The 26,983-nt window shown below is 58.7% G+C and carries 26 protein-coding genes; 22 read left to right on the top strand and 4 right to left on the bottom strand.

What is annotated here, in order from left to right:
• Nucleotides 1–58 precede the first annotated feature (58 nt).
• The 19 genes from fliD (at nucleotide 59) to flhA (ending at nucleotide 20,440) form a co-directional block, all read left to right on the top strand.
• Nucleotides 59–1,393, top strand: coding sequence for a flagellar filament capping protein FliD (gene fliD, locus DOM27_RS12235; protein WP_110656238.1), 1,335 nt, complete (start codon nucleotides 59–61; stop codon nucleotides 1,391–1,393).
• A 15-nt stretch (nucleotides 1,394–1,408) separates the two neighbouring features.
• Nucleotides 1,409–1,819, top strand: a complete 411-nt coding sequence (fliS, locus tag DOM27_RS12230; protein ID WP_110656237.1) for a flagellar export chaperone FliS — start codon at nucleotides 1,409–1,411, stop codon at nucleotides 1,817–1,819.
• 4 nt (nucleotides 1,820–1,823) lie between these two features.
• Complete coding sequence (fliT, locus tag DOM27_RS12225) at nucleotides 1,824–2,204, top strand: flagellar protein FliT (RefSeq protein WP_110656236.1); 381 nt, start codon at nucleotides 1,824–1,826, stop codon at nucleotides 2,202–2,204.
• Complete coding sequence (fliK, locus tag DOM27_RS12220; RefSeq protein WP_110656235.1) at nucleotides 2,201–3,478, top strand: flagellar hook-length control protein FliK; 1,278 nt, start codon at nucleotides 2,201–2,203, stop codon at nucleotides 3,476–3,478. Before fliT ends, fliK begins: the two co-directional genes overlap by 4 nt.
• A gap of 37 nt (nucleotides 3,479–3,515) precedes the next feature.
• Nucleotides 3,516–3,767, top strand: coding sequence for an EscU/YscU/HrcU family type III secretion system export apparatus switch protein (locus tag DOM27_RS12215; protein WP_110656470.1), 252 nt, complete (start codon nucleotides 3,516–3,518; stop codon nucleotides 3,765–3,767).
• A gap of 323 nt (nucleotides 3,768–4,090) precedes the next feature.
• Nucleotides 4,091–4,423 (top strand): flagellar transcriptional regulator FlhD, encoded by a 333-nt coding sequence (gene flhD / locus DOM27_RS12210; protein ID WP_110656234.1) that lies wholly within the window; start codon nucleotides 4,091–4,093, stop codon nucleotides 4,421–4,423.
• A 3-nt stretch (nucleotides 4,424–4,426) separates the two neighbouring features.
• The gene (flhC, locus tag DOM27_RS12205; RefSeq protein ID WP_110656233.1) at nucleotides 4,427–5,020 is read left to right on the top strand and encodes a flagellar transcriptional regulator FlhC; all 594 of its coding nucleotides are present in this window, start codon (nucleotides 4,427–4,429) and stop codon (nucleotides 5,018–5,020) included.
• Nucleotides 5,021–5,207: 187 nt separating this feature from the next.
• On the top strand, nucleotides 5,208–6,095 hold the full coding sequence (gene motA / locus DOM27_RS12200; protein WP_110656232.1) for a flagellar motor stator protein MotA: 888 nt from the start codon (nucleotides 5,208–5,210) through the stop codon (nucleotides 6,093–6,095).
• A complete protein-coding gene (gene motB / locus DOM27_RS12195; protein ID WP_110656231.1) occupies nucleotides 6,092–7,012 on the top strand; it encodes a flagellar motor protein MotB in 921 nt (306 codons plus the stop codon). The genes motA and motB overlap by 4 nt, the downstream gene beginning before the upstream one ends.
• Nucleotides 7,013–7,117: 105 nt before the next feature.
• Nucleotides 7,118–9,226 (top strand): chemotaxis protein CheA, encoded by a 2,109-nt coding sequence (gene cheA / locus DOM27_RS12190; protein ID WP_110656230.1) that lies wholly within the window; start codon nucleotides 7,118–7,120, stop codon nucleotides 9,224–9,226.
• 14 nt (nucleotides 9,227–9,240) lie between these two features.
• Complete coding sequence (locus tag DOM27_RS12185) at nucleotides 9,241–9,723, top strand: chemotaxis protein CheW (RefSeq protein WP_245392697.1); 483 nt, start codon at nucleotides 9,241–9,243, stop codon at nucleotides 9,721–9,723.
• Nucleotides 9,724–9,946: 223 nt separating this feature from the next.
• Nucleotides 9,947–11,578, top strand: coding sequence for a methyl-accepting chemotaxis protein (locus DOM27_RS12180; RefSeq protein WP_245392696.1), 1,632 nt, complete (start codon nucleotides 9,947–9,949; stop codon nucleotides 11,576–11,578).
• Between the two features lie 145 nt (nucleotides 11,579–11,723).
• Nucleotides 11,724–13,874 (top strand): methyl-accepting chemotaxis protein, encoded by a 2,151-nt coding sequence (locus tag DOM27_RS18225; protein WP_280952142.1) that lies wholly within the window; start codon nucleotides 11,724–11,726, stop codon nucleotides 13,872–13,874.
• A gap of 14 nt (nucleotides 13,875–13,888) precedes the next feature.
• A complete protein-coding gene (locus DOM27_RS12170; RefSeq protein WP_110656227.1) occupies nucleotides 13,889–14,785 on the top strand; it encodes a CheR family methyltransferase in 897 nt (298 codons plus the stop codon).
• A 10-nt stretch (nucleotides 14,786–14,795) separates the two neighbouring features.
• Nucleotides 14,796–15,866 carry a protein-glutamate methylesterase/protein-glutamine glutaminase gene (locus tag DOM27_RS12165; RefSeq protein WP_110656226.1) on the top strand — a complete coding sequence of 357 codons (1,071 nt, stop codon included), beginning with the start codon at nucleotides 14,796–14,798 and terminating at the stop codon, nucleotides 15,864–15,866.
• 76 nt (nucleotides 15,867–15,942) lie between these two features.
• Nucleotides 15,943–16,332 (top strand): chemotaxis response regulator CheY, encoded by a 390-nt coding sequence (gene cheY, locus DOM27_RS12160; protein ID WP_071230202.1) that lies wholly within the window; start codon nucleotides 15,943–15,945, stop codon nucleotides 16,330–16,332.
• Nucleotides 16,333–16,351: 19 nt separating this feature from the next.
• The gene (gene cheZ, locus DOM27_RS12155) at nucleotides 16,352–17,020 is read left to right on the top strand and encodes a protein phosphatase CheZ (RefSeq protein ID WP_110656225.1); all 669 of its coding nucleotides are present in this window, start codon (nucleotides 16,352–16,354) and stop codon (nucleotides 17,018–17,020) included.
• Between the two features lie 175 nt (nucleotides 17,021–17,195).
• Complete coding sequence (gene flhB / locus DOM27_RS12150; protein WP_110656224.1) at nucleotides 17,196–18,359, top strand: flagellar biosynthesis protein FlhB; 1,164 nt, start codon at nucleotides 17,196–17,198, stop codon at nucleotides 18,357–18,359.
• Nucleotides 18,356–20,440: a flagellar biosynthesis protein FlhA gene (gene flhA / locus DOM27_RS12145; RefSeq protein ID WP_110656223.1), complete on the top strand. Its 2,085-nt coding sequence runs from the start codon at nucleotides 18,356–18,358 to the stop codon at nucleotides 20,438–20,440. The genes flhB and flhA overlap by 4 nt, the downstream gene beginning before the upstream one ends.
• Nucleotides 20,441–20,474: 34 nt before the next feature.
• Here flhA and DOM27_RS17970 read toward each other — a convergent pair whose 3' ends face one another.
• On the bottom strand, nucleotides 20,475–20,621 hold the full coding sequence (locus tag DOM27_RS17970; protein WP_188113715.1) for a hypothetical protein: 147 nt from the start codon (nucleotides 20,619–20,621) through the stop codon (nucleotides 20,475–20,477).
• Nucleotides 20,622–20,691: 70 nt separating this feature from the next.
• On the opposite strand from DOM27_RS17970, the gene DOM27_RS18290 reads away from it, so the two are divergent.
• Together DOM27_RS18290 and DOM27_RS12135 are read left to right on the top strand one after the other, a co-directional pair.
• Nucleotides 20,692–21,021 (top strand): flagellar protein FlhE, encoded by a 330-nt coding sequence (locus DOM27_RS18290; protein WP_425353295.1) that lies wholly within the window; start codon nucleotides 20,692–20,694, stop codon nucleotides 21,019–21,021.
• Nucleotides 21,022–21,247: 226 nt separating this feature from the next.
• Entirely contained in the window at nucleotides 21,248–21,946 is a 699-nt protein-coding gene (locus DOM27_RS12135) for an RNA polymerase sigma factor FliA (RefSeq protein WP_110656221.1), read from the top strand.
• Between the two features lie 37 nt (nucleotides 21,947–21,983).
• Here DOM27_RS12135 and DOM27_RS12130 read toward each other — a convergent pair whose 3' ends face one another.
• From DOM27_RS12130 to DOM27_RS12120, 3 genes are read right to left on the bottom strand one after another with little or no spacing between them, the layout of a single operon-like run.
• Entirely contained in the window at nucleotides 21,984–22,625 is a 642-nt protein-coding gene (locus tag DOM27_RS12130; RefSeq protein WP_110656220.1) for a PqiC family protein, read from the bottom strand.
• Nucleotides 22,622–24,274, bottom strand: a complete 1,653-nt coding sequence (pqiB, locus tag DOM27_RS12125; RefSeq protein ID WP_110656219.1) for an intermembrane transport protein PqiB — start codon at nucleotides 24,272–24,274, stop codon at nucleotides 22,622–22,624. The genes DOM27_RS12130 and pqiB overlap by 4 nt, the downstream gene beginning before the upstream one ends.
• A complete protein-coding gene (locus DOM27_RS12120) occupies nucleotides 24,267–25,622 on the bottom strand; it encodes a paraquat-inducible protein A (RefSeq protein WP_110656218.1) in 1,356 nt (451 codons plus the stop codon). Before DOM27_RS12120 ends, pqiB begins: the two co-directional genes overlap by 8 nt.
• A gap of 389 nt (nucleotides 25,623–26,011) precedes the next feature.
• Here DOM27_RS12120 and DOM27_RS12115 point away from each other — a divergent pair, with 389 nt between their 5' ends.
• The gene (locus tag DOM27_RS12115) at nucleotides 26,012–26,980 is read left to right on the top strand and encodes a calcium/sodium antiporter (RefSeq protein WP_223162326.1); all 969 of its coding nucleotides are present in this window, start codon (nucleotides 26,012–26,014) and stop codon (nucleotides 26,978–26,980) included.
• Nucleotides 26,981–26,983: the final 3 nt, after the last annotated feature.

Here is a 26,983-nt window from a genome sequence, read left to right as displayed (position 1 = left end):
TCGGCGCCTGTCGTCGTGATCGTCGTGTTACAAAGTGCGCCAGGCATAGAGAGGTTACATGGCTACTATATCGTCGCTGGGAATCGGTTCCGGGCTGGATTTGAGCGGATTGCTCGATGACTTGGAAGATGCGGAAAAACAGAAGCTCACGCCGATCGTCGCTCAGCAGCAGAGCTACAAGACCAAGTTATCCGCCTTCGGCTCGCTCGAGAGCTCCTTGACCGCGTTGCGTGATGCCGCGAACAAGTTGAGCGATCCCGAGACCTTTGCGGCTGTCACCAGTTCGATGACAGGCGATGCCGTTACGGCCACTACCACGGGTGATGCGGTCGCGGGGCGTTATCAGGTCTCGGTGTCGAGCCTTGCGCAGGCTCAGTCATTGGCTTCGGCAGGTCTGGGTGCAGAGAAAACCGAGGCGTTGGGGAAAACCGGCACTTTGGGAATTAGCGTTGGTGAGGGTGCCAGAATCGACATCGTCATTGGGAGTGACGACTCGCTGGAAGATATCCGGGACTCGATCAATAAGGCGGATACCGGCGCGACCGCTTCGATTGTCTTCAATGGCTCTGAATACCAGCTGACGCTCACGTCCGAAGAAACGGGAACGCAGTCGGCGATTGAAGTGAGCGATGGTGACGGCCTATTCGGATTCAATGAAACTGTATCCGCCCAAGATGCCAAGCTGGAAGTCAATGGCATTTCGATCACCAGCCAATCCAACACGGTCGAAGGCGCGCTCGAGGGCGTCACGTTCAACCTGACTTCGATCACGGAGGGGGCGGAAACGCTCAGCGTGTCCAAGGACACGGCGTCGATGACCAAGGCGGTCAAGGCCTTCGTCACAGCCTATAACAGCTTTCAGAGTACGTCCGACAGTCTTACCTCCTACGACTCAGAATCAGAATCCGCCGGTGTGCTGCTGGGCAACTCGACCATGCGCAGCATCGAATCCCGTCTGCGTGGTGCGCTCGGTTATAGCGATGGTGACGGCGCGCTGTCGATGTTGTCGGATCTGGGCATCGAGCGACAGCTCGACGGCACGCTGAAAGTCGATGACGACAAGCTGAATGCGGCAATTTCAACCGACAGTGACGCGGTCAGCCAGTTTTTTGCCGGCGTCGATGGGAAAGGCGGTATGTCCGCCAGTATCGATGACACCATGGGCGGCATTCTCGACGATGGAGGCTTGTTGCAGATTGCCACTGATGGTATCGATTCCACGCTGGAGCGATTGAGTGACCGATACGCCCGGACCCAGGAATCTATCGATGCCACGGTTGCCCGTTATCGAACGCAATTCGCCAGTCTGGACTCTCTGGTTTCTCAGATGAACTCCACCAGTGATTATCTGACCCAACAGTTCGACGCCTTGAGCGCGCAAACCAAACAGTAATAGGTCTCAACGATGATGAATTCACGACGGGGCGCAGGCGCGTACGCGCGGGTTGGGGTTGAATCGGCGGTCATGTCCGCCGACCCCCACCAGCTGATCGTCATGCTTTTCGATGGTGTCCAGGCGTCTATCGCCAGTGCCCGTCTGCACATGCAGGACGGTAATCGAGCGGCCAAGGGCGTGGCTATCTCCAAAGCGATCGACATCGTCAACAATGGTCTGGCCGCGGCGCTGGACCATGAGAAAGGCGGTGATATCGCCGATAATCTGGGTCAGCTCTACGACTACGTTGCTCGGCTGCTGCTACAGGCCAATTTGCGTGACGATATGGCGGCTCTGGATCAGGCCGCGTCACTTCTCGAAAACATTGGCTCCGGTTGGCGTGGACTTCGGCACGTGCCAACTGACATGGTCGGGGGAGTGTAATCGAATGACATCAGCCTCGTCGGTCATCGAGCAATACCGTCAATTGCTTGAGGTGTCGAGCCAGATGCTGGGCTTGGCGCGGGAGCAGGAGTGGGAATCACTGGTTCAGTGCGAGGCTGGATACGTGGTGTCTCTGCAGCGAGTGAGATCTCTGGATGACGTGCAGCCGTTGGTCGATTCGGAGCGTGACCAGAAATTCGGCCTGCTCGAGCAGATTCTGACGCAGGACGCCGAGACTCGGCGTTTGCTGGAATCTCGGCGCGAAGAGTTGAGTCATCTCATCGGGAGCTCTCGCCGGCAGCAGGCGCTGGGACAGGCGTATCAGGCGGGGCGTGGCAGCATTGCATCACGACTGCGCGCAGTATCGACCGACGAGCGCACGTGAGCGGCATTACGCCGATAATCGACACCCTGTTGCATCAGGTTCTCGGCAAGAGAGTCGATACGCCGGTCATCAAGGACCAGCCATTGCCGGTATCGGCTGCGACATCCTCGGATGCGATTCAGCCGGCTCGTAGCGATTCCCGGCTACACCAGCAGGGCGGGGAGCGGGTCGTGGCTACTTCCGCTGCGGCCGGCCGAGAGACTCCCTCTACGCCAGCTCCGCTTCCCAGCCAAGCCGGCCTCTCTTCATCGCAACTGCACTTGAGCCCGACGGCAATGAAGATTGCCGATCTACTTTCCCGCTTTCCCGCTACTCAGACAGCATCGGTTCGGCCTCTCGGCTCGCTTCTGCTCCAGCCCGCGGACGGCGCTGATTCACTGGCCTCGGCCCTATCTCAAAGTGTGCGCGAGAGCGGCGCTTTCTACGAATCTCACCTGCAACGCTGGATGTCGGGTCAATATCCCCGGTCTGCACTGATGCGCGAGCCCCAGGCCTGGTTGAGTCTGACTTTTCGCCCTTTCACGCCGACATCGATGTTGTCCACGCCAGTGCCATTCACATTCATGTCGGGGCCGCTGGCTTCGGGGCTGACCGGTAGCCACGGTCGGGCTTCGTTGCATCATGGCCTACCCGGCTCGACGCATAGCCCTTTGAAGACGAATGCCGTCGCTGGCTCGACCTCCACCACGCCCAACCTTGGTGAGAGCACGGGTACAAGAGTCGCCGGGGATGTGGGATCACGCCTGTCCCAGTCCTTTTCAGCAGCAGGTTTCCTCGGAGAAGGTTCGTCTTTGTCGGGCGGCGCATCGGACACAACGGCGTCACAAGCCATGTCTCGTGCGCACCAGCTGTCGCAGCAATCCTCGGATGCATTGCAGACAATAGTGAGGCACCAGTTGGAACTGATCGTGACGCCCAACCTGCGCTGGGAAGGGCAACTTTGGCCAGGGGTTCCTATGACTCTGCTCTTGTCGGAGTTGCCCCGCGACCCGGCTTTCGACGATGACGTCGAGGCCGACGATCGCTTGCCATGGCAGGGTGAGGAAAGCCATGGCGAGTGGCGTGCAGAGGTTCAGATTCGGTTGCCCACACTGGGAGTTGTCGATATCACTTTTCGAGCGCGACAGGCGACTGCGCTACACGTGGAGATCGATCCTGCCGAAGCATCAACTCGGGACCGTGTCCAGCGGGAGATTGATTCTTTGCGCGAACGTCTGACCACGCTGGGAATGCAGGCAGAGATAGCGTTGGGAGCGAATCATCGTGAACGATAGCGACAGAACCGCGGATGCCCGACGACGTGCCGTCGCCATGGCGTACAGCGGCGAGCGTACGGATGCCCCTAGGGTCGTTGCCAAAGGTTACGGCAATCTGGCCGATCGCATCATCGAGCTCGGGCATCAGGAAGGCATTTTCGTGCATGACTCACCCGAACTGGTTGCACTGCTAATGCAGGTCGATCTTGATACGCGTATCCCGGAGTCGCTTTATCAAGTCATAGCAGAATTGCTGGTATGGATCGGCCAGATCGACCATTCGGCAGGTGGAGAGCATCGGGTTTAGCGTTGATTTCTGATCGTAAAATTCAACGTATTTGTTATTCAATGTGTTCTGTAGGCTTATTTGTTTTCAATGGTAGCAGCGTCTTCGGAACTCTGTTTCGAAATATTTCTTATAAGATCAATCAGTTAAACTGATATGCGATGAAAGAGATCTTCGCTGTCTCGTTACTCATCTATAAATTTGGTAACAAAGCTTGCTTTTTTTCATCAAAAAGTCGCAAACTAGCTACATCATAAAGAACTGATGTAGCTACCTTGGTGGCTGTGACGACCGGAGCTTTCAATCAATGGAAGCCAATAACACCATACGCAGGGAATCGAACAATGGCCCCGAACAGTCTCCTGGACGACATTCAAGATCTCAATCTTTCCTATCTGCTTCTGGTTCAGCGCTTGCTGAACGAGGATCGTGAATCGGCGATGTTTCGACTTGATATGAATGCCGACCTCGCAGATACCATTATTCGTTTGTCGATTAAACAGTTGACCCAACTTTCGCGGGCTAATCAGTTGCTTTGTAATCTGCGATTCACGGACGCAGAGCAGCTCAATCTTCTGATTCACAATCCGCGAGCCCAGGGGCTCGAACAGACCCATGCCTCATTGTTGATGGCCGGCGCGGGTCGCGTTAAGTTTTCCACTCGGCAGGGGAGCTGATCCATGGCGGACAAGAGCCTCGTTGCGGAAATGCTTCAGGTACAGTTGGCCATCGAGCTGATCGAGTTGGGCGCACGGCTGCAGGTTCTCGAGACCGAGACGGACCTGAGTCGCGGGCGTTTGATCAAGCTATATAAAGAAGTCAGAGGCATGTCTCCACCGAAAGGTATGCTGCCGTTTTCTGCTGACTGGTTCATTACCTGGCTACCCAATATTCATTCATCGCTGTTCTACAATGTCTATCGCCGCCTCAGTGAGGAGTTGGGTTGCAAGCGGATGCCTGCGTTCGTCAAGGCCTATCGTCTGTATCTCGAGCAGGTTGAACTTGATGGGGTGGAGCCCACGCTGGGCTTGACGCGCGCATGGACGCTGGTGCGGTTTTTTGAGAGCGATCTTCTACAGTTTTCTCGCTGCAAGACTTGTAAGGGCGATTTCGTGGCACACGCACACAGCCCGTCACACGACTACGTCTGTGGCATCTGTCAGCCGCCGTCACGTGCTGGGAAGACCCGCAAGGCCAAGGCAATGTCGAAGTCATCGCCAGTGCCAATGTTCGTCCCGATAGAGATATCGCTGGCGGATCGCTTGGCCGTCTAGGTTGAGCGTGTCACCGTGAAGCGGGCCAATGGGCCCGCTTTTTTCGTATGGATTCCTCGTTGATGCCCACCAGGCGACGTCGTTTTCGACGGATCATGCTTTTCTTATATTTCTACCCTCAAGAGCAACGCTTCGGCTGCCGATACAGTTATCACGTTCGCCACGCACTGTATTCGGGAGCATTTCCGTGCTGATTCTATTGGGCTACATCATCGTCTTGGGTAGTGTGTTCGGTGGCTACGCCTCCATTGGCGGGCATCTTGGTGCTCTGGTACAGCCGGCCGAGTTCGTCATGATCGTCGGTGCCGCACTGGGAGCGTTCGTGTGCGCCAACAACGGCAAGGCGATCAAGGCCACCTTGCGGTCTTTTTCCAAGCTCAAACGCACCAAGCGCTACAACAAGATGATGTACATGGAGCTGATGGCGCTTCAGTACCGGCTTCTGACCAAGGCGCGTCGTGATGGCATGCTCGCCATTGAACGTGATATCGACTCGCCGCAGGACAGCGCGATCTTCGCGGATTATCCGAAGATACTCTCGGATCCGATGATCATGGCGTTCATGACCGATTACCTGCGCCTGATGGTCAGCGGCAATATGGATCCGTTCGAAATCGATGCGCTAATGGAGCACGAAATCGAAACTTTTCAGCATGAAGCAGAGCTTCCCGCGCACTCGCTGTCGGCCGTCGGCGACGGTCTTCCCGCCTTCGGTATCGTGGCCGCGGTCATGGGGGTCGTGCATGCGCTGGGTGCAGCAGATCAGGGTGCCGGTGTCATGGGGCAGATGATCGCGCAGGCGTTGGTCGGCACTTTCGTCGGCATTCTGTTGGCTTACGGTTTCGTGACACCCGTGGCGCATCACATCAATCTTCAGGTAGGCGAAGCGACCAAAATGCTGCAATGCATTCGCGTAACGCTGCTGGCCAGTCTCAATGGCTTGGCACCGCAGCTGGCGGTCGAATTCGGCCGCAAGGCGCTGTTCACCGCAGTTAGGCCGTCGTTCAGCGAGCTCGAGGAACATGTTCGCTCCAGCGGTCAGACATTGCGCAGCACGGGGACGGATGGGTCATGAGTAGCGGTGGTGAGCGACGCCCGCTTGTCATCAAGCGCAAGCGGGTCCAGGCAGCGGCGCATCATGGTGGGTCCTGGAAGATCGCCTACGCCGATTTCATGACCGCGCTCATGGCACTCTTTCTAGTTCTCTGGATTCTTTCCACGGCCACCCCGAGCCAGTTGGAGCATATCGCCGAGTACTTCCGAACGCCATTGGCGGTAGCTTTGACGGGCGGCGACAAGTCAACGGCGAGCACCAGTGCCATACCTGGGGGGGGCGACAATCCCACCAAGACCGATGGTGAAGTGCGACGTGTGAATGTGCAGGAGCAGACGCGTTCGAGTGACGAACAGCGCAACTTGCGCAATCTGCGCGATCGTCTGCAGAGCGTGATCCAGAGCGATCCGCAGCTCAGGGAGCTGAGTTCGCAGCTGCGGATGGATTTCTCGCCAGAGGGATTACGCGTGCAGATCGTCGACAGCGACAAGCGGCCGATGTTCGAACTCGGTAGCGATCGTCTCGAGCCCTACATGCAGAAGATCCTGAGTCGAATCGCCCCCGTGCTCAACGAAATGCCCAATCCCATCAGTATTAGTGGTCACACCGATGATCTTCCTTATGCCGGTGGGGAAAAGGGATACAGTAACTGGGAACTGTCCGCCGATCGCGCCAATGCCTCGCGACGTGAGCTGATTGCGGCAGGCTTGGCGCCTGACAAGCTATTGAGAGTCGCCGGCATGGGATCGCGTATTACCCTGCCGAATACGCTCCCCAGCGACGATGTGAACCGCCGGATCAGTATCGTGGTGCTGGATAACCGGGCGGCTAAGGCGATCGAGCAGCAGGAGAAAACGCCGCTGCCTTCCGATTTCGCGACGCCCTTGGCGGATAACGTCGGCAGTAGTGATCCGGGCGGTGACGGTGGCAAGGTTTGAGATAGCATTAGTGACGGTAACGGTGGCAGTGCGGCCGGACCGAATTCTGCGGGTTGATGAAAACGCGTTCACGCCCTTTTGGCAGGGCTTCTATGGCAGGTGCTCATGGACATTTCTGATTTTTACGACACTTTCTTTGAAGAAGCCGAAGAGCTGCTGGCAGATATGGAGCGCCTGCTGCTGGATCTCGATGTCGACGATCCCGATGTCGAGGAGCTCAATGCGATCTTTCGCGCGGCGCACTCCATCAAGGGAGGCGCGGGCACCTTTGGGTTCACCGTCTTGCAGGAAACGACCCACCTGCTCGAGAACTTGCTGGACCATACCCGGCGTGGCGAGCTCACTTTACGACGGGATATCGTCGACACGTTTCTGGAAACCAAAGATATGCTTCATGACCAGTTGAATGCCTATCGCAACGGCAGCGAGCCCGATGCCGAGGCGTTCGAACGGATCTCCCGCGTCCTGCAGCAGATGGCGTTGGATGAGCTTGGCCAAGGAGACGCAGCGCCGGCAGTGGCGGCTGCTGCGGAGCCGAAGCCCTCGGCGGAATTACCCGCTGTGTCAGAACATGACCAGGAAGGTGGCGATGCTGGCAAGAATAGTACCCGACGACTGGCTATCACCCTGACGGGAGTCAATGACAAGGACCGTGATCTGCTGGTCGACGAACTCGAGCATTTCGGCACGATCGTCTCACAGTCGGGTGATGCGGCTCGGTATCAGGTGCTCCTGGATAGTACCGAATCACAGGGCGACATAGAAGCAGTTCTCTGTTTCATCATCGAACCGGAACAGCTGTCGATCCATGCCGATGAGGTCCCTGCGGCCGAGGGTGGCGCCGGTGAAGCGGCGGCAACGGAATCGAAGCCCGTTGAAGCTCCCGCGCGCGAGATACCTGAGGAACAGAAGCCCGGCCAGGCGACCGCCAAGGCTGAAGCTGCGCCGGCTCGGGCTGCAGCCAAGTCTGGCGGCAAAAGCGCGAAAGGCGGTGAGTCCAATACCATTCGTGTGCCGGTCGACAAGGTCGATCAGATCATCAACCTGGTCGGTGAGCTGATCATTACCCAGTCGATGCTCGAGCAGACGGCCAGTGATCTGGACATCGTTTCTCATGGGCCGCTGGTCAACGGTATGAACCTCCTGCAGCGCAACGCTCGCGATCTGCAGGAGTCGGTGATGTCGATTCGCATGATGCCGATGGATTATGTGTTCAGCCGCTTTCCTCGGTTGGTGCGCGATCTGGCTGCCAAGCTGGGCAAGGACGTCGAGCTCATCACCGAGGGCAAGTCCACCGAGCTCGACAAGAGCCTGATCGAGCGCATCATCGACCCCTTGACCCACCTCGTACGCAACAGCCTGGATCATGGTCTGGAATCCCCGGAAAAGCGCGAAGCCTCCGGCAAATCGCCGACCGGCCATCTCACCCTGTCTGCTCAGCACCAGGGGGGGAATATTCTGATTGAAGTGATCGACGATGGCGCCGGGCTCAATCGGGAAAAGATTCTGGCCAAGGCCAGGTCGAGTGGTCTCGCCGTCACCGACGCGATGAGCGACGACGACGTCTGGCAACTGATCTTCGCCCCCGGTTTTTCGACCGCCGAACAGGTCAGTGACGTTTCCGGGCGTGGCGTCGGCATGGACGTCGTCAAGCGAAATATCCAGGCCATGGGAGGGCATGTCGAGATCCTGAGCAAAACTGGTCAGGGAACGACAACCCGGATCGTGTTGCCGCTCACGTTGGCGATTCTGGATGGCATGTCGATTCGCTGTGGTGGCGAAACTTTCCTGCTGCCGCTCAACGCGGTGCTCGAATCGTTGCAGCCGCAGCCCGACGATATTTACTCGATGGCGGGCGACGATCAACTGCTCAAGGTACGCGATGAATATCTGCCGATCATTGCGCTACATCATGCCCTGGACGTGGCCAATGCCAAGACCGAATTGACCGAGGCCATCACTGTCATCGTCCAGGGCGAGGGGCGCCGCTATGCTTTGCTGGTCGATGACCTGGTCGGCCAGCAGCAGGTCGTGGTCAAGAACCTCGAAACCAATTATCGCAAAGTGCCGGGTATTTCCGCAGCCACTATCCTGGGCGACGGTAGCGTTGCCCTGATTCTCGATATCGCCGACCTTCATCGCCTCGATCGACGCAAATCGCAGCAGCGCCACGAGACGAAACGTCAAAACCTACAAGAGGTATCGCTAGTATGAGTACGCAAGCGAGCATGAACGCTGTCGTTAACGACGCCGCGAGCCGCGAATATCTGGTCTTCTCCTTGGGCGATGAGGAGTATGCGGTCGATATCCTCAAGGTGCAGGAGATTCGCGGTTACGAGAACGTCACCCGGATCGCCAACGTGCCGGATTTCATCAAGGGGGTCACCAATCTACGCGGGGTTATCGTTCCCATCATCGACCTGAGGCTCAAGTTCCATCTCGACAAGGTCGAATATGACGGTCAGACGGTGGTGATCGTGGTCAATGTCGATGACCGCATCGTGGGTATCGTCGTGGATGGTGTCTCGGACGTTATGAGTCTGGCACCGGATCAGATCAAGCCGGCGCCGGAGTTCGGGGTTACGCTATCGTCGGATTATCTGAGCGGTATCGGCAGCCTGGAGGACCGCATGCTGGTGCTGGTCGATATTGAAAAGCTTCTGACCCACGAAGAGATGCAGCTCGTCGAGCGAACCGCCGAAAGCGCCTGATCTATCCGTCGTTGAATGAATCAGCAACAATAAAAGACATCAACCGCAGCCCTGGGCTGCGGTTTTTTTATGCCTGACATGGAGTCATTTACTTTCGAGACTTTGGTCTAATAAAGATAAAGCTGATCCCCGTTAAGCCGATAACTCTTCTATCGCGCTAATACCATCAGCTTCGCCATAGGGGCAGGCGTGGTGACGATCAAAGAATCCAGGTGAAGATGCCATGCTGAATTTTCGAGAGTGGACGATGCGTCGCAAGTTATGGGCCACGTTGGGGTTGATGTGGGTCGGTTTGATCATGGTGGCGGGGTGGTCGCTCTACTCCATGCGGGAGAATTTGGTGGAGCAGCGTGTCCAGAGCCTCCAGTACTTCATCGGAAGTGCCAAGCAGTTGGTCGACAACTACGTCAGTCAGTCGGAAAACGGCGAATTGACCGAAGCGGATGCCAAGCAGCAGGCGCGCAACGCCCTTGCCCATCTGGGATTCGGTGCCGACGGTTATATCTTCGTGTTCGATTCCAACCTCGAGATCGTCGAACATCCGCGACGTGCGGTGGGCGATAGCATGCGGGACTATCAGGATCCCGACGGCGTCTATCTCTATCGCGAAATGTTCGCGGCCGCCCAGCAACCCGATGGTGGTCTCGTCCCCTACGCCTCGCGTCGTAGCGATGGCGATGAGACTTACGACAAGCTCAGCTACGTCATGCGCGTGCCGCAGTGGGACTGGCAGATTGCCACGGGCGTCTACGTCGATGACATCGACGCTGTATTGGCAGACGGCGCCGCTGTCTATCTGGCGCTTATCGCCGCGATCGGCGGTTTGCTATCACTGATCGTCGCCTGGGTCATCCGCAATGTTCTTGGACGGCTGGGTGGTGACCCCGGACATGCTCGCAAGAGTATCCAGAAGATCGCTGAGGGCGATTTCTCCCAGGCGCTGGTTCTCAAGGCGAAGGACACAGACAGTCTGCTGTTCACGATCGAAAGCATGCGCCAGCGACTATCTCGGACATTCGCCGACGTTCGTGCCAGCGCCGAATGGGTCAATGTCGGTGCCGGCCAGATTGCCAGCGGTAATCAGGATCTGGCAGTGCGCACCGACCAGCAGTCCGCTGCCATCGTCGAAACGGCGTCCAGCATGGAGCAGTTGACCCAGACTGTTCGCCACAATGCCGATAACGCTGAAACGGCCACTCGGGCCGCGTCTCAGACGCGTCAACGCGCGCAACAGGGTGGCGAGATGATGCGGGACATCGAGACCACGATGGCACAAATCCAGGATGGCTCGCGCCAGATGGCGGAAATCGTCGACATGATCGACAACATCGCCTTCCAGACCAACATCTTGGCACTGAACGCCTCTGTAGAAGCGGCACGCGCCGGTTCGGCCGGCCGCGGGTTCGCGGTTGTCGCTGAAGAGGTTCGCAACCTGGCCAGTCGTAGCGCAGAGGCGTCCCGAGACATTCGCCGGCTGATCACCGGTTCGGGCGAACAGGTGAACAGCGGTGCCACGCTGATCGAGCAGGCGGGCCGCGCCATGGAAGAGATCGTTTCCTCGGTGACCAGTGTCAGCGGCCTGATGGAAGAGATCGCCAATGCCTCGCGGGAACAGCGTAGTGGTATCGAGCAGGTCAATCAGGCGATCACGGAGCTCGATCAGGTCACCAGTCAGAATGCCGCCCTGGTACAGCAGACGGCAAACGCTTCGCAGTCGCTGGTGAGTCAGGCGCAGAAGCTCGAGTCGACGCTGGAGCATTATCGCGTGGCCGATACGGAAGTCAGTGATACCAGCCTGACCCAGTGGAGCCCCGGCCGAGAGACGACAAGGCCGCGCCGGGAGCTGCCGGCGTGATCGGCCGCATTCTACGAAGCTCAAGAGTGAGATTGGCCGGCCGATAACAAGCGCAATGATGACGTCAGATCTGCCCCACGCTTTGGGGCAGATCGTGAGTGGGCATAACAACACCAGGGATGCTGCGATGCGAAACAATCAACCTGTGACTGACCAGGAATTCGCGATAGGTGAGTCGGATTACCTCATTTCGCGAACCGATCTGAAAGGCAGGATTACCTATGCCAACCCGGCTTTCGTCAAGGTTAGTGGTTTTAGCCGGGAAGAGCTGATTGGCGCCCCTCACAACCTCATACGTCATCCGGATATGCCGCCGGCGGCTTTCGCGGATCTCTGGAAGACGTTGGAGAAGGGTGAGAACTGGACGGGGGTGATCAAGAACCGGCGCAAGGATGGATCGCATTATTGGGTCCAATCGACGGTTACCCCGATTGTCGAAGACGGCAAGGTTGCCGGCTACACCTCGGTGCGAGTCAAGGTTGCCGACAAGCCACGCCAGTTGGCGGAAAAACACTACCCACGGCTGTTGGCGGGCCGCAAGCGGGGAGTCAAGCTCGACCATGGCGAGCTGAAACCACGGGGACTGTTCCCGGCAATTCGGCGTCTCAGCTTACGTTCGCTGAAAGGCCGCCTGATTTCGATGATGGTCCTGGCATTGGTCGTGCTGGCCGGTAGCGGCGGCGTATCGATGTATGCGATGCATGCGGATGGTCAGCGTCTGCAGCAGCTGACCACCAATGGATTGGAAGACCTGGCGCGACTCCAGAAAATCGATCAACTGATGTCGAAGGGGCGAGATCTGGTCGCCAAGCCGGTCAGCAACCCGATGGCGGCCGATCTGGCACCGGTCAACGAGCAAGTCGATGCACTCATCGCCGAGCTGAATGGTACCTGGGATGCCTTTTACCAAGGACGCCCTGTCAATCAAACTGCGGCGGCTGATACCTTTGCCACTGATCTTCAGCAGTACCGTGATGAAGGTTTGAAGGGGGTGATGGAGGCGCTCAATGGAGGGGACTTCTATCAATCCTACGTGGCGTACAACGACGTCCTGCAAGCCAACAGCGACAAGATCAGTAGCGATCTGAATGCGCTGGTCGAAGCAAAGCGTGAGAGTGGGGCCACCATGGCGGCGAATGCTGCCGAATCCCAGCGTATCACGATGATCTTCCTGATCTCGCTGCTCGGAGCCGGCACCATCCTGCTGATTATCGTGGGCCTGACGACCATACGCGCAACGCTCAAGCCGGTTCGTGAAGCCTTGGACTTCGCGCTGCAGATCGCCTCGGGCAATCTGGGCGCGACGCTGAAGCAGCGTGGTAATGACGAAGTGGGGCGGCTGATCGGGGCACTCAACAGCATGCGTCAGAGCCTGGGCACGATCGTCGGCGACGTCAACTCGAACGTGGCGGTAGTGGCTCCTGCGACGCGGGATATCGCCAGCGGCAATGAGGATCTCTCCTCGCGGACCGAACAGCAGGCCGCGTCGCTCGCCGAGACCGCCAGCAGCATGGAGCAGATGACCGCGACCGTGAAGCAGAACGCTGACAACGCCCGCCAAGCCAGTCAGTTGGCCGATGGCGCTACTGACACGGTACGTCGCAGTGGTGAAGTGATGGGGCAGGTCGTGGGTACGATGGGGCGCATTACCGACAGCTCGCGCAAGGTCGCGGATATCGTCGGAGTCATCGATTCGATCGCGTTCCAGACCAATATCCTGGCGTTGAATGCTTCCGTCGAGGCGGCCAGAGCCGGCGAGCAGGGCCGTGGGTTTGCGGTGGTTGCCGGTGAAGTCCGCAATCTGGCCAGCCGCAGCGCCGATGCCGCGAAGGAAATTCGCAACCTCATTGACAGCTCGACTCAGGAAGTCGGTCACGGTGCCGACCTGGTCCGTCAAGCCGAAGGGTCGATCGAGGAAGTCGTCAACGCAGTGACTCGCGTCAACGACATCATCAGCGAAATTTCCGCCGCCTCCGAAGAGCAGACCAGTGGCATTCAGCAGATCAGCCAAGCGGTCGCGCAGATGGACGAAGTAACACAACAGAACGCCGAACGCGTGCAGACCACAGCGTCTTCAGCGGCCGAATTGCGCGCCAGCGTCACTCATCTGGCGACGTCCATTGCCGTTTTTCGCCTGGCGGGTAGCGGTGAAGAGCGGGTAGTCCTTGACGAGAATAGGACACCGCGCGAACCAGTAGCCACACATCAGCATCAGTCGACGAACAAGCCTGCTGCGTTGCCCGCGAGCAGCCGTCGTGCGGTGACGGATGACAACGAGGAGTGGGAGGCATTTTGAAACCCGAGGCAGCCATGTTCTCCGGTCCGGGGCCTAGTGATGGCAGCAATGATAATGCCATGCGCTTTACCCGGGACCTCGATTTTAACGCGCGGGACTTCGAGCGTGTCCGGGATTTGATCTATCGCCGTGCCGGTATCGTCATGGCGGAGAACAAGCGCGAGATGGTGTATAGCCGGCTAGCCAAGCGTTTGCGGCTGCATGGCATGAATCGCTTCGGTGATTATCTGGACCGATTGGAGGCGCGTGCCGAGTCCGAAGAGTGGGAAGCTTTTACCAACGCGCTGACCACCAACCTGACGGCGTTCTTTCGCGAGGCCCACCATTTTCCGGTGCTGGCAGAGGAAATTCGCCGGCGGGGCACCGGCATCAAGATCTGGTGTGCGGGGGCTTCAACCGGAGAAGAGCCTTATTCCCTGGCGATGACGGTGAGGGAGGCATTGGGGCCCGCGGCATCGCAGGTGAAAATCCTGGCGACCGATATCGATACCGAGGCATTGAATACCGCTCGCGCGGGTGTCTATTCGTTGGAGTCGGTGGAAAAGCTCGGCGACGGTCGCTGCCGGCAATTCTTCCAGCGTGGCAGCGGCACTCGCGCGGGGAAGGCGCGGGTGCGTCCAGAGCTGGCCGCGATGATCGATTTCCGTCAGCTCAATCTGGTCACCGGTGCGTGGTCGATCAATGGCCCCTTCGACATCATTTTCTGTCGCAATGTCATGATCTATTTCGATAAAGAGACGCAGACGGAAATATTGCGCCGTTTTGCTTCCCAGATGAAGCCGGATGGCCTGCTGTTTGCCGGGCACTCGGAGAATTTTTCCTTCTTGAGTCAGGCTTTTCGGTTGAGAGGTCAGACCGTTTATACATTGGCATCACCCTCGTCTCGGGCGATGCCGGACGCCTCACGCTAGGGAGCGAGCGGTGAAACCGACGATCAAAGTGCTCTGTGTCGATGACTCGGCGCTCATTCGCGACTTGATGACCAAGATCATCGATGCCCAGCCCGACATGACCGTGGTGGCCACGGCACCGGATCCGCTGGTGGCCCGTGACCTGATCAAGCAGCATAACCCCGACGTATTGACGCTGGATGTCGAGATGCCGCGAATGGACGGATTGGATTTTCTTGAGCGGTTGATGCGGCTGCGTCCGATGCCGGTGCTAATGGTTTCTTCCCTGACTCGGCGCGGTTCCGAAATCACGCTGCGGGCGCTGGAGCTTGGAGCGGTGGATTTTGTGGCCAAGCCGGAAGTCGGGATCCGCGAGGGCATGCTGGAATATGCCGGCTTGATCGCCGACAAAATTCGCGCCGCCGCGCAGTCTCGCCCAAAACCGCGTCAACAGCCTCGAACGGCGACGCCGGCGGTGCCGCAGCAAACGCTCAAGGCGCCGATTCTGTCCAGCGAAAAGATCATCATCATCGGTGCATCGACGGGGGGGACCGAAGCGATTCGCCATGTCATCGAGCCGTTACCGGCGAACAGCCCTGCGATCCTGATCACACAGCATATGCCGGGAGGTTTCACGCGTTCTTTTGCGGAACGACTCGACCGACTCTGCCGTGTCACCGTCAAGGAAGCGGAAGCGGGAGAGCGGGTGTTGCCCGGGCATGTGTATATCGCGCCTGGCGACTGGCACATGCGTCTTGCGCGCTCGGGAGCCAATTACGTGATCGCGCTCGACGAGGGGCCGCCGGTGAACCGCCATCGACCCTCGGTCGATGTGTTGTTTGAGTCCGCAGCCACTTGCGCGGGCCGCAATGCGCTGGGTGTCATTCTCACAGGCATGGGCCGTGACGGTGCCGCCGGTCTATTGAAAATGCGCGAGGCTGGGGCGCATACCGTGGCCCAGGATGAAGCGAGCTGCGTGGTATTCGGCATGCCCAAGGAGGCGATCGCACTCGGCGGGGCAACCGAGGTGATTGCGCTTCCCGATATCGCCGGACACCTGGTGCAGCAGATGCACGTGGCAGGGCGCGCGCAGCGCGTTTAGACCGAACGTATAAAGTGAACGGGCATGCTGCCGATAATCACGGCATGCCCGCCTAACGATTCGAAGAGGAAACACGATGGCTGACAAGAACATGAGCATTTTGGTGGTGGATGATTTTCCGACAATGCGTCGGATCGTCCGCAGCCTGCTCAAGGAGCTCGGGTTCGAGAATGTTGAAGAGGCCGAAGATGGTCAGGAAGCGCTGACCAAGCTGCGAGCCGGTGGGTTCGAGTTCGTGGTCTCCGACTGGAACATGCCCAATCTCGATGGTTTGGAGATGCTCAAGGAGATCCGTCAGGACCCCAAGCTCTCTTCGCTACCGGTGCTGATGGTAACGGCTGAGGCCAAGAAAGAGAATATCATCGCGGCTGCCCAGGCAGGGGCCAACGGGTATGTGGTCAAACCGTTCACCGCTGCCACGCTCGAAGAAAAGCTCAACAAAATTTTCGAAAAATTGGGCAAGTAACGCCTTAGGAGGGTAGATCATGAGTGTTGCCAACCCTCAGGCCAGCGTGGCGGAAAGTGTGGCTCCCGACGACCTGATTCGACGGATCGGCCATTTGACACGCATGCTGCGCGAGAACATGCGCGAGCTGGGCCTCGATAAGGAAGTGGAGAAGGCGGCGCAGGCGATTCCCGATGCCCGCGACCGGCTCAGCTACGTCGCGTCCATGACTGAGCAGGCGGCAGAACGCGCTCTGAACGCCATCGACCACGCCCAGCCGTTGCAGAATGCACTCGAGCGCGATGCGATCTCCCTCGACAAGCGTTGGGATTCGTGGTTTGCCGAGCCCAAGGCGCTGGATGAGGCCAAGACGCTGGTCAAGGATACTCGCGCCTATCTTCAGGACGTGCCCAAGCAGACCAGCGCCACCAACGCGCAACTGCTCGAGATCATGATGGCTCAGGATTTTCAGGATCTCACCGGTCAGGTCATCAAGAAGATGATGGAAGTGATCCACGAGATAGAGCAGCAGCTGGTTCAGGTATTGATCGACAATGCGCCGGAGGGTGCCGAACGTCGGGAACAGCTGAATCTAGCGTCCGCGCAGCCCAACTCGTTGCTCAATGGACCGCAGATCAATCCGCAGGCCACTGATGTCGTCAGCAACCAGGATCAGGTCGATGATCTGCTCGATAGTCTAGGGTTCTGATAACGACGACTCTGGCTCACGCGCGTTTGTGCGCATCCTACCCCCCGAAATAGCAGGGTCTTCCTCCTGCTATTTCTCCCTTTGCCAAGACCTCTATCCCAGCAGAATAGCGCCCACGGTTTAATGTCGCCCAGAGAGGCGGCGCTGTTGGCGATGATTGTGGTGGAGCGCGCGCTTGGCCGAGCAAAACGATAGTGATCAGGAAAAGACCGAACCGGCGACGCCCAGGCGAATTGAAAAAGCGCGTGAGGAGGGACAGGTGGCACGCTCACGTGAGCTCGCGACCTTCCTGTTGCTAGTCAGCGGTGTCATGGGTCTTTGGTTCATGGGCAACAATCTCTATGACGAGCTATCGGTCGTCATGGAGCAGGCGTTCCTGTTCGATCATGGGCTGGCGTTCGACACCTCCCGCATGCTGAGCCATGTCTGGCTGCTGGGGCAGAATACCCTGTTCGCGCTATTGCCGTTGTTCCTGCTGTTTACGGTTGCCGCGATTTTGGGGCCGACGATGCTGGGTGGCTGGCTGTTATCGGCTAAATCGCTTCAACCCCAGTTGAGTAAGCTCAATCCGTTCAAGGGTTTGAAGCGGATGTTCTCTAGCCAGGCGCTGGCGGAGCTGGGTAAGGCCATCGCTAAATCGGTACTGGTGGGGGGCGTAGCCGTGGTCTATCTATGGGCGCAGCGCGGTACGCTGCTCGGCCTGATGGAAATGCCGATTCAGCAAGCCCTGGCCACGGCGATGCGCCTGGCGGCGATCGGATGTGCGCTGATCGTGACCTCGATGATCTTCGTCATTCTGATCGACGTGCCATATCAGATCTGGAGCCACAACAAGAAGCTTCGCATGAGTCGCGAAGACATCCGCCAGGAGCACAAGGAGTCGGAAGGCGATCCGCACGTGAAAGGGCGTATTCGCTCTCAGCAGCAGGCGATGGCCAGACGGCGAATGATGAGTAAAGTGCCGACCGCTGACGTGATCGTCACTAACCCGACCCATTACGCGGTGGCCCTGAGTTACCAGCAGGACTCGATGGCGGCACCGACGGTCATTGCCAAGGGGGCCGATCAGGTCGCCGCCAGAATCCGGGAGCTTGGCGATGATAACCGCGTGCCGCGCTTGGAAGCACCGCCGTTGGCGCGCGCGCTCTACCATCATGTCGATCTGGAGCAGGAAATTCCAGGCGATCTCTACACCGCGGTGGCCGAAGTCCTGGCTTGGGCGTTCCGGCTCAAGCAGGTAGAAAACGAAGGCGGTGACATGCCGCCGACGCCACGGGATCTTTCCGTGCCGTCGGCGTTCGACGATACCGCACCAGATTCATCCAAGGAGAGTGAATGAACGCGCTCACTCAGTGGTTCGGTCAGCGCAAATGGCCGGGCGAAACGCAATACAAGGTGCTCGCTGGCCCAGTCCTGATCATCATGATTCTGTCGATGATGATCTTGCCGCTGCCGCCATTCGCGCTCGATCTGTTCTTCACTTTCAATATTGCGCTGTCGATCATGGTGCTGCTGGTCAGCATGTTCACCGAGAAGCCGCTCGATTTTGCGGCGTTTCCGGCGGTGCTGCTGTTCTCGACCCTGTTGAGACTGTCGCTGAACGTAGCGTCTACACGTGTTGTGCTGATGGAAGGGCACCAGGGCGGTGACGCTGCCGGCAAGGTGATCGAAGCGTTCGGCGAGTTTTTGATCGGTGGCAACTTCGCCGTGGGCCTGGTGGTATTCCTGATTCTTGTCGTCATCAACTTCATGGTCATCACCAAGGGCGCCGGACGAATCGCCGAAGTGGGCGCACGTTTCACCCTGGATTCCATGCCGGGCAAGCAGATGGCGATCGACGCCGACCTCAATGCTGGCCTGATTGGTGAGGAAGATGCTCGCCGCCGCCGCACAGAGATCAATCAGGAGTCAGAGTTCTATGGCTCCATGGACGGTGCCAGCAAGTTTGTTCGCGGCGATGCGATGGCCGGGTTGTTGATCATGGTGATCAACCTTATCGGCGGTTTGATAATCGGTGTCGCTCAACACGGTCTGCCGTTTGGCGAGGCGGTGAAAACTTATACCTTGCTGACGGTCGGAGACGGCTTGGTCGCACAGATTCCGGCGCTGGTGATTTCGACGGCTGCCGGGGTCACGGTGTCGCGGGTCAACACCGATCAGGACGTCGGCCAGCAGCTGCTGAGTCAGCTCTTCAACAACCCGCGCGTCATGTATCTTGCCGCGGGCGTGATGGGGCTGCTCGGCATGATACCGGGCATGCCCAACGTGGTGTTTCTGCTGTTTGCCGTCATTCTGGCGGGGCTAGGCTGGTGGACATCTCGGCGCGAACAGGAGCAGGCCGTCCGCGCGGTGGAGGAGAAGGCACCGCCGACCGTGCAGGAGACTCCGGAGGCGAGCTGGGACGATGTACAACTGGTCGATACGCTGGGGCTAGAGGTTGGGCACCGTCTTATCCCCTTGGTAGATCAGCGTCAAAAGGGTGAGTTGCTGGGACGGATCAAGAGCGTTCGCAAGAAGTTCGCCCAGGACGTCGGCTTTCTGCCGTCGGTGGTGCATATCCGCGACAATCTCGAACTGAGCCCCAACGCTTACGTGATCACTTTGAAAGGCGTCGAAGTCGGCCGTGCCGAGGCATTTCCGGGCAAGTGGCTGGCGATCGATCCGGGCCAGGTTTCGGGGGCTATCGACGGCACCAAAACCCAGGACCCGGCGTTCGGTCTGACCGCCTACTGGATCGATACGGCGCAGCGGGAGCGTGCGCAGATCTATGGCTACACCGTCGTCGATGCCAGCACCGTGGTTGCGACCCATCTCAACCATCTGCTGCACGAAAACGCCGGCGACATGCTGGGCCGCGCCGAGGTACAACAGCTGCTGGACAAGGTCGCCGAACATCAGAAATCGCTGGTAGAAGACGTGGTGCCCAAGCTGCTGCCGCTGACCTCGCTACAGCGTATTCTCCAGAATCTGCTGGCCGAGGACGTGCCGATCCGCGACATGCACACGATTCTCGATGTTCTGGCGGAATACGCCCCGCAGCAGTCGGATGCCAATGAACTCACTGCCTTGGTGCGCGTGGCGTTGGGTCGAGCGATAACGCAGCAGTGGTTCCCGGGGCGCGAGCCGATGCATGTAATGAGCCTCGAACCCAGGCTGGAGCAGGTGCTCACCCAGGCGCTCAACAACGGCGGCGCACTCGAACCCGGGCTGGCGAACACACTGGTGCAGCAGACCGCGGCGGCGGTGGAGCGTCAACAGAGTCGTGACGAACCCACCGTACTGGTCGTGCAGCATGGATTACGGGCATTACTGGCGCGTTTTCTGCGCCGCCAGATCAAGTCACTGGTGGTGCTTTCTCAAGCTGAAATTCCCGATGATCGCAATCTGCGAGTCACCACGACCATCGGTACCGCGTCGTGATCGGGCGGCGTGTTCCAGCTTCGCCTTCGAGCGCTCAAACGGCAGCATCGAGCTCTCTCGTCAGAAGGGGCTGCAGCCGTTTGCGCTGCGTCGGTAAGCGGTTCACGACCTGGCCCTTCACTTTTTTACCTTTTCCCGTCTCGCCGATCACGATCTCTACCTTCAATGCTTTCCCTTTCATCGTCCTGGCACTGATTGCCGCACTCTTTGTCGGATGGGGGGCGCCGGCTTGGGCGGCCCAGGGTTCATGGGTGGGAACAATCCCGCGTCAGACGGTGGTCGTCTCGGAGCGACCCTTGGAAAGTGAGCCGACACAGCCGCTGGCCTCGATGGGCGATGCTGAAATCATGCGAGTTCGCTGGGCGTTCCGGATCAGCGCGCCGGCACCAGGGCTCAGGATTTGGCTGTGTCAGGCGCAGTTGTGCCAATCGTTGGCTCGAAATCATGGCGAGACCCAGCGTTTTTCGGGTCGCTCCGCGGCTGGTCCATTTCGACTGCGGTTTCAGTGGCCGCCCGGTGAACATCGCGGCGACAGGCGGGTGATATCCGACGTTCAATTGATCGTCGACTATCGTCAGTAAAATAGTCGCGGAGCCAAATGAGCCGAGCTATATGCACCGGGCTATATGCGCGGGGCTATTTTCGCCGAACTATGGACAGTGGAAATGGCAGTAAAGCGCCGTTCAAACAGTTGAAATAGCCGCCGGAAGACGGGCAGTTTGCAGTCTCGGATCGGCGTTCACACGGCATAATGAAGATCTGAGTCATGCGTTCCATGACCGTAGGTGTTTTGCACGAGGCCATTCGATGTATACCGCACAGGGCAAAATCAATCAGACGGCATTGATTGAGCAGTACATGCCGATGGTAAGGCGCCATGCGCTTTCCCTCCAGGTGCGCCTACCTGCCAGCGTGGAGCTCGATGATCTCATCCAGGCCGGTATGCTAGGTTTGCTGGATGCCCTGGGGCGCTATGACGACTCGCATGGCGCCAGCTTCTCGACCTATGCCAATCAGCGGATTCGGGGAGCGATGATCGATGAGCTACGTAGCCGGGACTGGATGCCACGCAGCGTGCGGCGAAGCGCACGGGCACTGGACCAGGCCGTGCGTCGGCTGGAGCAGCAGTTGGGCAGGGCGCCGGATGAACGGGAAATCGCGCGTGAGATGGGTATCTCGAGTGACGAGTACCATCGGCTGCTGACGGATTCCAATAACGGTTTTCTGTTGGCTTATGACGAGAGCGAAACTGAAAATGGTGTCGCATCGGTCGCTGAAACCAGCACGCCGTCACCGCTTGCGTCACTTCTCGATGCGGACAATCGCGCCAATGTGATGGCGGCAATCGATGCCCTGCCGGAGCGCGAGAAACTGCTGCTCGGACTTTATTATCAGGAAGAGCTCAATCTCAAGGAAATTGGCGCCGTGCTCGGGGTCAGTGAATCCCGTGTCTGCCAACTTCACAGCCAGGCGGTAGCACGTCTGCGAAGCCGGCTGAATCCTTGAAAGCCGGCTGAATTCTCGAAGCCCTTCTGGAACCCCGCTATTTAGTGGCTGCCGGCGTCATTGCAGATGTTCGGATTTCCTCGGCCACCTGTTTCGCCACCGTTTCCCATACGGCTCCCAGGCTGCGCACCAGTGCTGGATAGCCGTCGTCACTCAAGGGTTGCGTGATGTCGAAGTGCTTCTGGGCCAGCAGGTGGCGGCCGTCATGCAACTGCCACTCCCCCGAGGCCACGGCCTGACCGTCGTAGCGTCCCTGGAACTGATCCACGCTCAGCGTCAGCCGCTGCGCATCAGGACCGCTCTGCGCCGAGCTCAGCACAGTCACGCCGGGCAGATCGTTCGCCAGCGACTGGCGCAAACGCCGCGTCAACTGGTGACTCAGAGCTTCGGCCCACAAATTCTGGTTGGCCGCAGCGAGCTCGATATCGCTGGTCTGCATCACGATTCCTTCCTGATCGAGATAACTGGCGACCTCGACCGGGCTCACGGCCAATTGTCGAGCCGACGGTTTTGATCTCGCTTCTGACGCCACCGACGAATGCGGGTCATTGGCCTCTGGCAGGGTGAAGCGATTCGTCGGCGTCGATTGCGCGGCACAGCCCGCCATCGCAACGGCGGACAGGATCAACAGGGCAGTAGCGCCGAATCGGCGACAGCGAATCAGAGAGGTCGTCATCATTGGGGGGCCCTCGGCACTGGGTCGGTTTGAACTTCGCGGTCGAAAATCAGCGCGTTAGGCTTCTCGCTCAGGGTTTTGGCTACCGGCTGTAGATCCCTCATCAGTGTCTCCAGCTGCTTGAGCGTGTCATTCAACTGACGATAACCGGAAGAGCCGGACGAGAAGCCGTTCAGCGTACCCTGCAGTTCCTTCAGCGTATCGTTGATGTTTCCCGGCAGCTGCTGAGTGGCAGGATCGGAGACGATGCCGTTGACCGACTCGGCGATCTGACGAACCTGCTCGAGCGTCTGTTGCGAGGTCTGCATGGTCTGGTCCAAGCGGTCGAGAATGGGCTCGACCTTCAAGTCATTGAGCTTGTCGAGCAGATTCGAGACCTTCTGTTCGATCTGTGCAAAGCCGCCGGAAACGGTCGGGAATACCGGTTTGCCATCGAACTTCATCGCTTCGTAGGCAGGGGCATCCTCGTTGAAGTTGAGATCGACGAACAGCGCTCCCGTCAGCAGGTTGCCCGCCTTGAGCGTGGCGCGCAGGCCGTACTCCGAAAACATGGTCTCGAAGCGATCACGCACCTCCTGGTCGTCGACATCGTCATTGACGTCCTGATTACTGTCCAGGCGCTGCGGCTCGATCCGGATCAGCACCGGGATCGCAAACTGCGTCAACGAGTCGGGCTGGGGGGCAGTGAAGTGCCAGGGCACGCTGACCACGGTACCTACCCGAACGCCGCGGTATTCCACCGGTGCCCCGCGACTGAGACCGCGCACCGTGTCATCCACCAGCAGCGCATATTCGATGTACTGATCGTAGGTACCTTCGCGCGCGCTCTCTTCGTTGTTGTAGAGCGTATAGGTTGCGTCCTGCTTGGCGGCATCGCCACGGTTGACGTCTTCCGGCACGCCAAAGGTAACGCCACCACTGATCAGCGTCTCGAACGAATCCAGGTTGACGTTGACGCCTTCGGAATCGAGCTGAACGTCGATGCCCGAAGAGCTCCAGAAGCGAGTGGTATCGGTGACCAGGCTATCGTAGGGCGCCTGGATAAAGATGCGATGGCGCATCTCACGTTTTTCGGGGTCGAAATCGGTGCTCTCGACGCGGCCGACCGTGTAACCCTGATACGTGATCGGGTCACCTGCGCTGAGCGAATTACCTACCTGGCTGACCAGGTTGATACGCAGGCCCGGTGCGTCGGGCGGGGCGACCGGCGGTTGTTCCAGTACATCGAAGCTATCCTGAGCCTCGTCACTCTTGCCTGGCGCAAGCTGGATGTATGCGCCCGAGAGAACGGTGTTCAGGCCGCTGATTCCCTCGCGGCCGATACGCGGCTTGACTACCCAAAAACGTGTCTCGGTGTTGAGCATTCGTCCCGCATCGTTGGACATGCGGGCCGTAACCACGGTGTGCGACAGATCGTCAGATAGCCGCACGGCTTCCACGTGTCCGACTTGGACGTTACGTGTCTTGATCAGCGTCTTGCCGGCCTCGATGCCTTCGGCGTTATCCATATTCAAGGTAATCAACGGCCCACGGCTGGAGATATTGTCCCAGACCATCCAGGCGCCGATCAGCGCGGCCAACAGGGGCACTATCCAGATCGGTGAAAGCCGCGACTGCGACACTCGTTTGGCGCGTTGCATCGAATCAGGCATCGTCGGCTTCCTTGACAGGCGAATAGGGGGATTGTCGCTTGAGCGCGGCGGGCATGTGAGGCTGCATGTTGCGCGCGTCCCAGATCAAGCGAGGATCGAAGCTGTTGGCGGCGAGCATGGTGATGACCACGACTGCGGAAAACGCCAGCGCTGCCGGCCCTGGTGTGATCGACAGCAACGAGCCGGCATGCACCAACGAGACCAGGATGGCGACCACGAAGACATCGATCATCGACCAGCGGCCGATCAGCTCGGTGATTCGATAGAGTGTCTGGCGCTTGTGCTTGAACCGGGGCTCGCCGCTGCGCTTGACCGTGATGCACAGCCAAGCCAGGGCAAGCACCTTGCCGATCGGCACCACGACGCTGGCGGTAAAGATGATCAGGGCGATGGGCCAGTCGCCGTGGCCGAGGAAGATCAGCACGCCGCCGACGATAGTCGAGGGAGTGGAGTCACCTAGCGAGGTCGTGGTCATGATCGGATAGAGATTGGCAGGTATATAGCACACCGTCGCTGCGATCAGCAGCGCCCACGTCTTCTGCAGGCTATGCGGACTACGAAAGCGTAGCGGCTCGCCACAGCGTTGGCAGCGACCGCGTCCGAAGTGGTTGAGCCGAGTGACCAGGCCGCAAGTCGAACAGCCGGTAAGAGCCTGCTCGGCGGCCGGCTGGCCGGGACGACAGCCCTCCGGCGCCAGCGGCTCTCCTGCCAGTGAGAACCACATCCAGTCGGAGTCGATCGAACGCGTAGTCAGCAGCAACAGTAGTGCATAGACGCAGAAGGACCAGAACGAAGGCCCCAGATCGACTGACGCCATGCCTGCGATCTTGATCAGGCTGACTAGCGCACCGACGACAAAGACATCGGCCATCATCCATGGCCCCAGGTGTGAAAGCGCCCGAGCGATACGATAGCTTCGAGGCAGTGGCCTGCGTTGCAGTAAACCGAAGTGCAGCCAGATGACGGCCAGCAGATAAAAGACGGGTAGCACGATGATGGTCAGCAGCACCAGAATGCCGACGAAGGGTTCGTGCAGCGCTACCAGGCTGGCCGAAGTATCCGTCAATTGGATGGTGTTGCTGACACCGCGTGACTCGAAACTGATGAACGGAAAGGAGAGCGCCGCCAACAGAGCGATCAATGCGCTGATCGCAAAAGCGAGGCTGCGTTCGGCCGGCCGAAAGTGACGATGGCTCAAAGTGTGGTCGCAGCGCGGGCAACTGGCACGTTGGCCGGGTCGCAAGGGCGGTAGCGCGACCAGCAGGTCACATTCATGGCAGGCGCGAAGACGGCGTCGCGTGCGCCTGGGCGTCAGGAAAGTCGCCTTCTCGGTGCCATTATCATTCATGCCTGGTGCCAAATCAGTACCTAGTGCAGGACGGGGTCGTAGGGAATGACGCAGTCTGTATCGCTCAGGTTACACGCTAACATACACTCCTGCATGTTTAGTGTTGAAATCACCGGAGCGCTGAGACCTTCCAAGCCTTCATTGTCGCGGAAATGCCCGATAGTTCAGCCGCTTGCAAACTACGGTAGACGCCATGGTAGGACACTATAGTAGGTGAAGAGACCTTTGCCGAAGAAGTACAATCCGCTTTTTCGATGATCCTTTCAGCTAATGCCGCGAGAAACACTTTCTTCGGTTAGCCTGTTCGTGATGACAGGTGGCCGGCATGGTGATGTCAGGCTGGCAAGCCCTCAAGTCAACCTTCGTAGTGAACCTAAGGAGATCCTAACGTGTGGATGGCGTTAGCGGCCATTGTGCTTGGTCTTGTCGTACTCGTCTGGAGTGCCGATCGTTTCGTGGATGGCGCTGCAGCCACCGCTCGTCATCTGGGACTGCCACCGCTGTTGATCGGTATGTTGGTGATCGGTTTCGGAACTTCCGCTCCCGAGCTGACGGTCTCGGCGCTGGCGGCCGTTCAGGGCAATCCAGGCGTGGCGCTGGGTAATGCCTATGGCTCGAACATCACCAATATCGCCTTGATTGTGGGTGTAGTGGCATTGATCAGCCCATTGGCCGTGCATTCCCAGGTCATTCGTCAGGAACTTCCCGTGCTCGGCGTGATGACACTGATTTCACTGTGGTGCCTTCACGATGGCGTCATTTCCCGAAGCGATGCGATCGTCCTGCTAATGCTGTTGTTCGGGTTTCTGGGTTACAGCATCTGGCGTTCGCAGCGTCCGGATAAGGATGCGCTAAAGACCGACATGGAATCGGAGGCCGTGGCGCAATCCATGTCGCTCAAGCGAGGCGTCATCTGGACCTTGATCGGGTTGGTTCTGCTGATCGTCAGCTCGCGCTTTCTGGTCTGGGGCGCGGTAACGATTGCCGAAGCCTTTGGCGTCAGCGACCTGGTGATTGGGTTGACCGTGGTTGCCATCGGTACGTCGTTACCGGAGCTGGCCTCTTCCATCAGTGCAGTGCGCAAGAATCAACACGATCTGGTGCTGGGCAACGTGGTCGGCTCCAACCTGTTCAATACGCTGGCGGTAGTCGGGCTCGCCGGCGTTATTCACCCTATCGAGGTCGACCCGGCTGTTGTGGTTCGGGATTGGCCAGTGATGGCCGCGCTGACCATGGCGCTGCTGGTATTTGGTATCGGTATCAAGGGGCAGGGCCGCATCAATCGGCTGGAAGGAGGAGTGCTGCTGGCCAGTTTCATTGGCTATACGACCTGGTTGGTAATGGGTGTCGTCCTATGAGCT

Origin of the sequence: Salinicola halimionae (genome assembly GCF_003206065.1) — a bacterium.
Classification (GTDB): Bacteria; Pseudomonadota; Gammaproteobacteria; order Pseudomonadales; family Halomonadaceae; genus Salinicola; species Salinicola halimionae.
The sequence above is the reverse complement of the archived record's forward strand: the minus strand, read 5'-3'. Positions and strand labels throughout refer to the sequence as shown.

Coding starts and splice junctions, on each gene's coding strand:
- fliD (WP_110656238.1), top strand. CDS start 59: ATGGCTACTATATCGTCGCTGGGAATCGGTTCCGGGCTGGATTTGAGC.
- fliS (WP_110656237.1), top strand. CDS start 1,409: ATGAATTCACGACGGGGCGCAGGCGCGTACGCGCGGGTTGGGGTTGAA.
- fliT (WP_110656236.1), top strand. CDS start 1,824: ATGACATCAGCCTCGTCGGTCATCGAGCAATACCGTCAATTGCTTGAG.
- DOM27_RS12215 (WP_110656470.1), top strand. CDS start 3,516: ATGGCGTACAGCGGCGAGCGTACGGATGCCCCTAGGGTCGTTGCCAAA.
- flhD (WP_110656234.1), top strand. CDS start 4,091: ATGGCCCCGAACAGTCTCCTGGACGACATTCAAGATCTCAATCTTTCC.
- flhC (WP_110656233.1), top strand. CDS start 4,427: ATGGCGGACAAGAGCCTCGTTGCGGAAATGCTTCAGGTACAGTTGGCC.
- motB (WP_110656231.1), top strand. CDS start 6,092: ATGAGTAGCGGTGGTGAGCGACGCCCGCTTGTCATCAAGCGCAAGCGG.
- cheA (WP_110656230.1), top strand. CDS start 7,118: ATGGACATTTCTGATTTTTACGACACTTTCTTTGAAGAAGCCGAAGAG.
- DOM27_RS12185 (WP_245392697.1), top strand. CDS start 9,241: ATGAACGCTGTCGTTAACGACGCCGCGAGCCGCGAATATCTGGTCTTC.
- DOM27_RS12180 (WP_245392696.1), top strand. CDS start 9,947: ATGCTGAATTTTCGAGAGTGGACGATGCGTCGCAAGTTATGGGCCACG.
- DOM27_RS12170 (WP_110656227.1), top strand. CDS start 13,889: ATGTTCTCCGGTCCGGGGCCTAGTGATGGCAGCAATGATAATGCCATG.
- cheY (WP_071230202.1), top strand. CDS start 15,943: ATGGCTGACAAGAACATGAGCATTTTGGTGGTGGATGATTTTCCGACA.
- cheZ (WP_110656225.1), top strand. CDS start 16,352: ATGAGTGTTGCCAACCCTCAGGCCAGCGTGGCGGAAAGTGTGGCTCCC.
- flhA (WP_110656223.1), top strand. CDS start 18,356: ATGAACGCGCTCACTCAGTGGTTCGGTCAGCGCAAATGGCCGGGCGAA.
- DOM27_RS17970 (WP_188113715.1), bottom strand. CDS start 20,621: ATGAAAGGGAAAGCATTGAAGGTAGAGATCGTGATCGGCGAGACGGGA.
- DOM27_RS12135 (WP_110656221.1), top strand. CDS start 21,248: ATGTATACCGCACAGGGCAAAATCAATCAGACGGCATTGATTGAGCAG.
- DOM27_RS12130 (WP_110656220.1), bottom strand. CDS start 22,625: ATGATGACGACCTCTCTGATTCGCTGTCGCCGATTCGGCGCTACTGCC.
- pqiB (WP_110656219.1), bottom strand. CDS start 24,274: ATGCCTGATTCGATGCAACGCGCCAAACGAGTGTCGCAGTCGCGGCTT.
- DOM27_RS12120 (WP_110656218.1), bottom strand. CDS start 25,622: ATGAATGATAATGGCACCGAGAAGGCGACTTTCCTGACGCCCAGGCGC.